Origin of the sequence: Streptomyces sp. NPDC006393, assembly GCF_040628575.1 — a bacterium.
GTDB lineage: Bacteria > Actinomycetota > Actinomycetes > Streptomycetales > Streptomycetaceae > Streptomyces.
The window spans coordinates 34,250-41,269 of record NZ_JBEXZD010000075.1; the positions used below are offsets into that span (position 1 = coordinate 34,250).

Here is a 7,020-nt window from a genome sequence, read left to right on the forward strand (position 1 = left end):
ACAAGTAGAGCACGCAATTCAGTTGTGCACAACTTAATGACGCCCGGCTATCCTGGGGGCATGACGACCGAGGTTCCGCCCAGCGCCCCGCCGGACACCGCGCCCGACACCGTGCCGGAGGACTGGCTGCGCCTGGACCGCCAGATCTGCTTCTCGCTGCACGCCGCCTCGCGCGCCTTCAACAGCGTCTACCGCGTGCTCCTGAAGGAACTCGGGCTGACCTATCCGCAGTACCTGGTGATGCTGGTGCTGTGGGGACACGGCCGGACGCCCGTGAAGAGGCTCGGCGAGCATCTGCGCCTCGACTCCGGCACCCTCTCCCCGCTGCTCAAGCGGCTGGAGGCGGCCGGTCTGGTGCGCCGGGAGCGCAGCACGCGGGACGAGCGGTCGGTCGAGGTGCTGCTGACCGGTCAGGGCGCGGCGCTGCGCGAGCGCGCCGCGCTGGTGCCGCGCCGGATCATGGCGGCGACCGGCTTCACCCTCGAGGAGATCACCGACCTGCACGCCCGGCTCGACCGGCTCACCGGCGCGCTCGACGCGGCGGCACTGGAGGAGCCACCGGACTGCGGGTGACCGCGCGGCCGGCGCGACGCGCGACGGGTCTGACGCATGGCGGGCGCCGAGCGTGGCCGGTGCGACGCGTGGCGGGCGCCGAGCGTGGCCGGTGCGACGCATGGCGGGCCTGACGCATGGCAGGCGCCGAGCGTGGCCAGTGCCACGCGTGACCGGCGCGGCGCACGGCCGGCGCGACGCGTGACCGGTGCCACACGTGGCCGGTGCGACGCGCGACCGGTGCGACACACAGTCGGCGTGACGCGTGGCCGGTGTGACGCGCGACCGGTGCGACGCACAGTCGGCGTGACGCGTGGCCGGTGTGATGCGGTTGGCCGTGTCTTCACGCGGGCGACGGCGTATCGGCACGAACACGACATTCACGCGGTTTACGATCCGCCGTGATGAGTGCCTTCCGGAGCGTGCCGCGTGCCCTCACGCGTGCGGTGGCCAGACGCCGCCTCCTCGCCCTGACGGCCACCTGGCTGCTCACCCGCGCCCTGATGCTGTGGCTGCTCACGCACGAGTCGCTGCCCCTGCTGGGCCGGGGCGCGGTGGCGCGCGAGGTGTGGCTGCTGTACCGGAACTGGTACACCGTTCTCTCCCACGGCGCCTTCCCGGCGCACGACACGCTGTGGCAGTACCCGCCGGGCGCCGGGGTGGTGCTGCTGTCGCCCGCGCTGCTGCCCGGCCTGACGTACTTCCAGGGGTTCGTGGCGCTCACCCTGGCCGCCGACGCCCTGATCACGCTGGCGCTGGCCCGCGCGGGCACCCGCCCCGGCCGCAGCCTGCGCGGTGCCGGCTACTGGACGCTGGGCCTGCCGCTGCTGCTGCACGTCCCGCTGGCCCGCTACGACGTCCAGGTCACCGCCATCGCCGTGCTCGCCCTGCTGACGCTCGGGCGCTCCCCGCGCGCGTGCGGGGCGTTCGCCGCGCTGGGCGCGCTGGTGAAGGTGTGGCCGGCGCTGGTGCTGCTGGGCACGCCCAGGGGCCGTACGAGCCGCTCGGCGTGGACGTGGGCGGCCGCCACGGGGTCCGTCGTCGGCCTGCTGCTCGCCGGCGTGTTCCGCAACCCGCTGGCCTTCGTGCGCCAGCAGGGCGACCGGGGCGTGCAGATCGAGTCGTTCGGCGGCACGGCACTGGCCCTCGCGACGCACGCCGGCTGGCCGGGAACGGTGCGGTACCAGTACGGGGCACTGGAGTTCACCGGGCCGCACGTGGCCACCGTGGCGCACCTGGCGCTGGCGCTGTCCGCGGTGGCCTTCGCCCTGCTGCTGCTGTGGCGGGTCCGGGCCCGGCACCGGACTCCGGCCACGCCCTACGACGCGGCGCTGAGCGCCGTGCTGCTGTTCACCGTGACCAGCAGGGTGATCAGCCCGCAGTACATGGTGTGGCTGCTCGGGCTGGCCGCGGTGTGTCTGACGTCACGGCAGACCGCGCAGCGCCCGGTGGCGGCGCTGATCGCGGCGGCGAGCCTGGTCAGCGTGATCGCCTACCCGATGTTCTATTCCCAGGTGGCGGGCTGCACCTGGACGGGGTGCGCCCTGATGCTCGGACGCAACGGTCTGCTCGCCTCGGCGGCGGTACTCTCGTTCGTCCGGCTGTGGCGCTCGACGAATCCGGGGGTACCCGCAAGGCAACCCGAGCCGGACGCACACCGTCTTCCGCACCGGACGCCAACTCTCTCTTAACGGGAGATTACCGTCCGTACCTACGATTCCCTGCCCGTGGACTCCATGCACCCCCACCAGAGCCAGAGCCCCGACGAGACCCCCCAACCGACACCTCACGTCGGCGTCGTCGTCATCGGATACAACGACGCCGCCCACATCGCCCACGCGGTGCGCTCGGCGCTCGCGCAGGGCCCCGCCGTCCGCGAGGTCGTCGCCGTCGACGACTGCTCGACGGACGGCAGTCACGAGCTTCTGACCGGCCTCGCCGCCGCCGAACCGAGACTGCGGGTGATCCGGCGGGAGACCAACAGCGGCGGCTGCGGCAGCCCGCGCAACACCGGCATCGACGCGGTGACCTCGCCGTACGTGATGTTCCTGGACAGCGACGACGAGCTGCCGGCGGGCGCGGTGCAGGCGCTGCTGACGGCCGCCGAGGAGGAACGCGCGGACGTCGCGGCCGGCCTGTGCGTGCGCCGGGAACTGCCCTCGGGGCGCGAGGTGCCCTGGCAGGCGGCGTTGTACGAGCGGCGTGCCGTGCTGACGCAGCCCGAGCGGCTGCCCGCCCTGGTCCACGACACCCTCTGCGTCAACAAGCTGTACCGCACCGACTTCCTGCGCGGGCACGACATCCGCTTCCCCGACGGCCGCTTCCCCTACGAGGACTTCGTGTTCACCGCGCGGCTGCTGGCCGCCGGGCCGCGGACGGCCCTCGTCCCCGACCGGGTCTACCTGTGGCACGTGCGGCGCTCCGCCGACCGGCTGTCCATCTCGCTGGACCGCGCGCACGTCGACAACTGGCGGGCACGCATCGAGGCGAGCCGGCAGGCGTACGAGATCCTGCTGGGCGCCGGACGCAAGGAGCTCGCGCGGGCCGCCCGCACCAAGTTCCTCGACCACGAGCTGCGCATGTACGCCCGCGAGCTGCACCTGCGCGACGCGGAGTACCGGCGCGCGTGGTGGACGCACACGCGGGAGTACCTCGCGGAGTACGACGCGGGCGACTGGACCGTCAACCCGTCGGCGCCCGGCAGGCTCCTCGCACGGGTGATCCTGGCCTCGCCCGAGCCGCGCGACCTGCCCCGGCTGAAGGAGCTCGCCGCCCGCCCGGCCCGGCTGTGCCCGCCCTACGCGCGGGACCGGCACTCCACACCCGTCTGGGCGGACGATCTGCCCCAGGTCACCCTGGAGGCGTGCCAGACCCGGCCGGCGCACCTCCTCCCGCTCTGCGTGGACGCGGCGCTGCGCCCCCGCGCGCGTGCCTCCGTGCTGCGGCTGCGCCTGCACGAGATGTACGGCCGGGTGGCCGCCGCGGGCCCCCGCGAGCTGGAGGTGGAGTGGCGGCACCGGGAGACGGACCGGCCGGCCCGGCGCACCACCGTCCCCCTCACCCGCTCCTCCGGCGGCGGCTGGTCGGCCGAGACGGCCGTGGACCTGGCGGCGCTCGGCGCCGGGACGTGGGACCTGCGCCTGCGGCTGAGCTTCGCCGACGGCACCTCCCGGCAGATGACGGCGCACGCCCGCGCGGGCGCCGGGCTGCTGCGCCGCAGCGTCGTGCCGAGCCTGAGGTTCGGCATCCTGCTGGCCCAGCCCTACGCCACGCACTCCGGCGCGCTCGCCGTGCGCGTGGCGACCGGTCTGCGCGGCGCCGCCACGGTGCTCCGCGGCAGACTCCGCCGTCTGCTGCCCTGAGCCGCCCGGGCGTCCCGCACCGCGCCCACCTTGCTTCCGGCCGATGCCGGCCGCATCCGGCCGACTCCGACCCGCACCACTGACTCCGACCCGCATCACTGACATAGACCCGCACCACTGACATCGACCCGCACCACTGACTCCGACTGACGAGGAGACGCCCGACATGACCTGGCTGATCACCGGCGGCGCCGGCTACATCGGAGCGCACGTCGTGCGTGCGATGACGCGAGCGGGCGAGCGGGCCGTGGTGTACGACGACCTGGCCACCGGCGACGCCGGCCGGGTCCCGGACGGGATCCCGCTGGTGGTGGGCTCCACGCTGGACGGTGACCGCCTGGCGCGGGCCCTCGCCGAGCACGACGTCACCGGTGTGGTGCACCTGGCCGCGAAGAAGCAGGTGGGCGAGTCGGTGGACCAGCCGCTGCGCTACTACCGGGAGAACGTCGAGGGCCTGCGCGTCCTGCTGGAAGCGGTGACGGCGGCGGATGTCTCGGCGTTCGTCTTCTCGTCCTCGGCCGCCGTGTACGGGATGCCGGACGTGGACCTGGTCACCGAGGAGACGCCGTGCCTGCCCATGAGCCCGTACGGCGAGACGAAACTGGCGGGCGAGTGGCTGGTCCGCGCGACCGGCCGGGCCGCGGGCCTGTCCACGGCGTCCCTGCGCTACTTCAACGTCGCGGGCGCGGCGAGCCCGGAGCTGGCGGACACCGGTGTGTTCAACCTCGTCCCCATGGTCTTCGAGAAGCTGACGGAGAACGCGCCCCCGCGCGTCTTCGGCGACGACTACCCCACGCCCGACGGCACCTGCATCCGCGACTACATCCACGTGGTGGACCTCGCGGAGGCCCATGTGGCCACGGCCCGCGCGCTCCAGTCCTCGCCCGGCCTCGACCTGACCCTGAACGTCGGCCGCGGCGAGGGCGTGTCGGTGCGCGAGATGATCGACACCATCAACGCCGTCACCGGCCACGACCGCGCCCCGACGGTCACCCCCCGCCGCCCCGGCGACCCGGCGCGCGTCGTCGCCTCCGCCGACCGCATCGCCACCGAGCTCGGCTGGAAGGCGCGCCTCGACGTCCACGACATGATCACCTCGGCCTGGCAGGGCTGGCTGCGCCACCACCCGCAGGCGGCTCGCGACTGACGGGACGCGTACCGACCCCGTCGGGCCGGCCCGGCCGCCGCGGGTCCTTCCCGGGCCCTCGCCCCCAGGCCTTCCGGTCACCCGCTCATGCCCTCCCCGGGCCCGCTTCGGCGGGCCCGGTCGCGTTCCGGAAGGTTCCGGAAGGTTGCGGAAGGTTCCGGAAGGGCTCCGCTCCGGGAGGTCCGGGAGGCCGCCGCGCGGCTCACAGCGCCTTGAGCGCCTCCGCGGTGCCCCGGGCCAGCCCGTCCAGGTAGCCCTTGGGGAGCTTCGGGGAACGGATGACGACCGCGCGCCAGTACAGGGGGCCCGAGATCAGGTCGAGGGCGAGGTCCCGGTCGAGCCCGGGGCGGATCTCGCCGCGCTGTCCGGCCGCGGCGAGGATGCTGCTGGCGACGCTCTCCTGGCCGTCGCGCAGGGCCTTCTGCATGGCCTCGGCGATGTCGGGGTTGCGGGCCGCCTCGGCCTGGAGGTCGGGGATGACCTGCGAGGCCACGGGGTGGCGCAGGGCGCGCGAGGTCACCTCGTAGAGCAGCCGGAGATCGGACTCCAGGGAGCCGGTGTCGGGTGCGGGCAGGCCCTGGACCGCGAGCGCGGAGACGACGTCGAGCACCAGGTGCAGCTTGGAACGCCAGCGGCGGTACACCGCCGTCTTGCCGACCCCCGCGCGCCGCGCGATCCCCTCGATGGACATCCGCGCGTAGCCGACGGACGCCAGCTCCGCGAAGACGGCGGCCCGGATCGCCTCCGTCACGTCCGCACGGAGTACGGCCGCCCCGGCAGGGGCACGGCGGCGCGGACGTGTCTGGGGTTCGCCGGCGTTCGTCGTCATGCCGTCCAGCATAGGGCGTTACGACGAAACGGTTGCGTCCCGACGTCCCCTGGCCGTACGCTCACGTTGCGACGATACGGTCCCGTCCCGACGTAAGAGAACGTGAAGAGAACCGTAAGGAAACGGACGGCCAACGCGGAACCGGACGTCCGCAGCCCCTCCTCCCGACGAAAGCAGCGGATGTGAGCCAGGTCCTCCACACACCGCCCACGATCCCGGCCGAGGCCGAGGACGACCTCTCGGCGCTCGCCGCCCGTCACGGCCTGTCCGTCAGCGGCGCGCGCCCCTCCCTGCCGGCCTACGTCCGCCAGCTGTGGGCGCGGCGCCACTTCATCACCGCCTTCGCCACCGCCAAGCTGACCGCCCAGTACAGCCAGGCCAAGCTCGGCCAGGTCTGGCAGGTGGCCACCCCGCTGCTGAACGCGGCGGTCTACTACTTCATCTTCGGCGTGCTGATGGGCACCAAGCACGGCGTGAAGGACTACATCCCGTTCCTGGTCACGGGCGTGTTCGTATGGACTTTCACGCAGAGCTCGATCATGGCGGGCACCCGGGCCATCTCCGGCAACCTCGGCCTGGTGCGGGCCCTGCACTTCCCGCGCGCCGCGCTGCCCATCTCCTTCGCGCTCCAGCAGCTCCAGCAGCTGCTGTTCTCGATGGCCGCGCTGGTGATCATCCTGTTCTGCGCCGGCGTCCCGGTCGGTCTGTCCTGGGTCCTGACGATCCCGGTGCTGTTCCTTCAGTTCGTCTTCAACGCCGGCATCTCGATGGTCATGGCCCGGGTGGGCGCCAAGACGCCGGACATGGCACAGCTGATGCCGTTCATCCTGCGCACCTGGATGTACGTCTCGGGCGTGATGTTCAGCATCGACGCCACGCTGCGCCACAGCAACCTGCCGCACGTGGTGGAGGTGCTGCTGGAGGCCAACCCGGCCGCCGTCTACATCGACCTGATGCGCTTCGCGCTGATCGACAGCTTCCACGCCAAGCAGCTCCCGCACCACGTGTGGGCCTTCGCGCTGGGCTGGGCACTGCTCGCCGGCATCGGCGGCTTCGTCTACTTCTGGAAGGCTGAGGAGAGGTACGGCCGTGGCTGAGCGCAGCACCGAGAAGATCCCCACCGTCGTCGC

6 protein-coding genes are annotated in these 7,020 nt (G+C 73.0%); 5 read left to right on the forward strand and 1 reads right to left on the reverse strand.

From position 1 onward, the window contains the following. Positions 1–60: 60 nt before the first annotated feature. The 4 genes from ABZ484_RS26390 to galE all read left to right on the forward strand — a co-directional run bounded on the left by ABZ484_RS26390 (position 61) and on the right by galE (position 5,061). Positions 61–573, forward strand: a complete 513-nt coding sequence (locus ABZ484_RS26390; protein WP_358868402.1) for a MarR family transcriptional regulator — start codon at positions 61–63, stop codon at positions 571–573. A 383-nt stretch (positions 574–956) separates the two neighbouring features. Then, complete coding sequence (locus ABZ484_RS26395) at positions 957–2,243, forward strand: glycosyltransferase family 87 protein (RefSeq protein ID WP_358868403.1); 1,287 nt, start codon at positions 957–959, stop codon at positions 2,241–2,243. Between the two features lie 45 nt (positions 2,244–2,288). Beyond that, a complete protein-coding gene (locus tag ABZ484_RS26400; protein ID WP_358868408.1) occupies positions 2,289–3,914 on the forward strand; it encodes a glycosyltransferase family 2 protein in 1,626 nt (541 codons plus the stop codon). Between the two features lie 166 nt (positions 3,915–4,080). Continuing rightward, positions 4,081–5,061, forward strand: a complete 981-nt coding sequence (gene galE / locus ABZ484_RS26405) for a UDP-glucose 4-epimerase GalE (protein ID WP_358868404.1) — start codon at positions 4,081–4,083, stop codon at positions 5,059–5,061. Between the two features lie 202 nt (positions 5,062–5,263). Here the strand turns inward: galE and ABZ484_RS26410 are convergent, their stop codons facing one another. Further along, a complete protein-coding gene (locus ABZ484_RS26410) occupies positions 5,264–5,890 on the reverse strand; it encodes a TetR/AcrR family transcriptional regulator (RefSeq protein WP_358868405.1) in 627 nt (208 codons plus the stop codon). A gap of 182 nt (positions 5,891–6,072) precedes the next feature. On the opposite strand from ABZ484_RS26410, the gene ABZ484_RS26415 reads away from it, so the two are divergent. Then, positions 6,073–6,987, forward strand: coding sequence for an ABC transporter permease (locus ABZ484_RS26415; protein WP_358868406.1), 915 nt, complete (start codon positions 6,073–6,075; stop codon positions 6,985–6,987). Positions 6,988–7,020: the final 33 nt, after the last annotated feature.

What these genes read in the sequence shown, in the direction of transcription:
- ABZ484_RS26410 (WP_358868405.1), bottom strand. Translation starts at nt 5,890, where the DNA reads ATGACGACGAACGCCGGCGAACCCCAGACACGTCCGCGCCGCCGTGCC.
- ABZ484_RS26395 (WP_358868403.1), top strand. Translation starts at nt 957, where the DNA reads ATGAGTGCCTTCCGGAGCGTGCCGCGTGCCCTCACGCGTGCGGTGGCC.
- galE (WP_358868404.1), top strand. Translation starts at nt 4,081, where the DNA reads ATGACCTGGCTGATCACCGGCGGCGCCGGCTACATCGGAGCGCACGTC.
- ABZ484_RS26390 (WP_358868402.1), top strand. Translation starts at nt 61, where the DNA reads ATGACGACCGAGGTTCCGCCCAGCGCCCCGCCGGACACCGCGCCCGAC.
- ABZ484_RS26400 (WP_358868408.1), top strand. Translation starts at nt 2,289, where the DNA reads ATGCACCCCCACCAGAGCCAGAGCCCCGACGAGACCCCCCAACCGACA.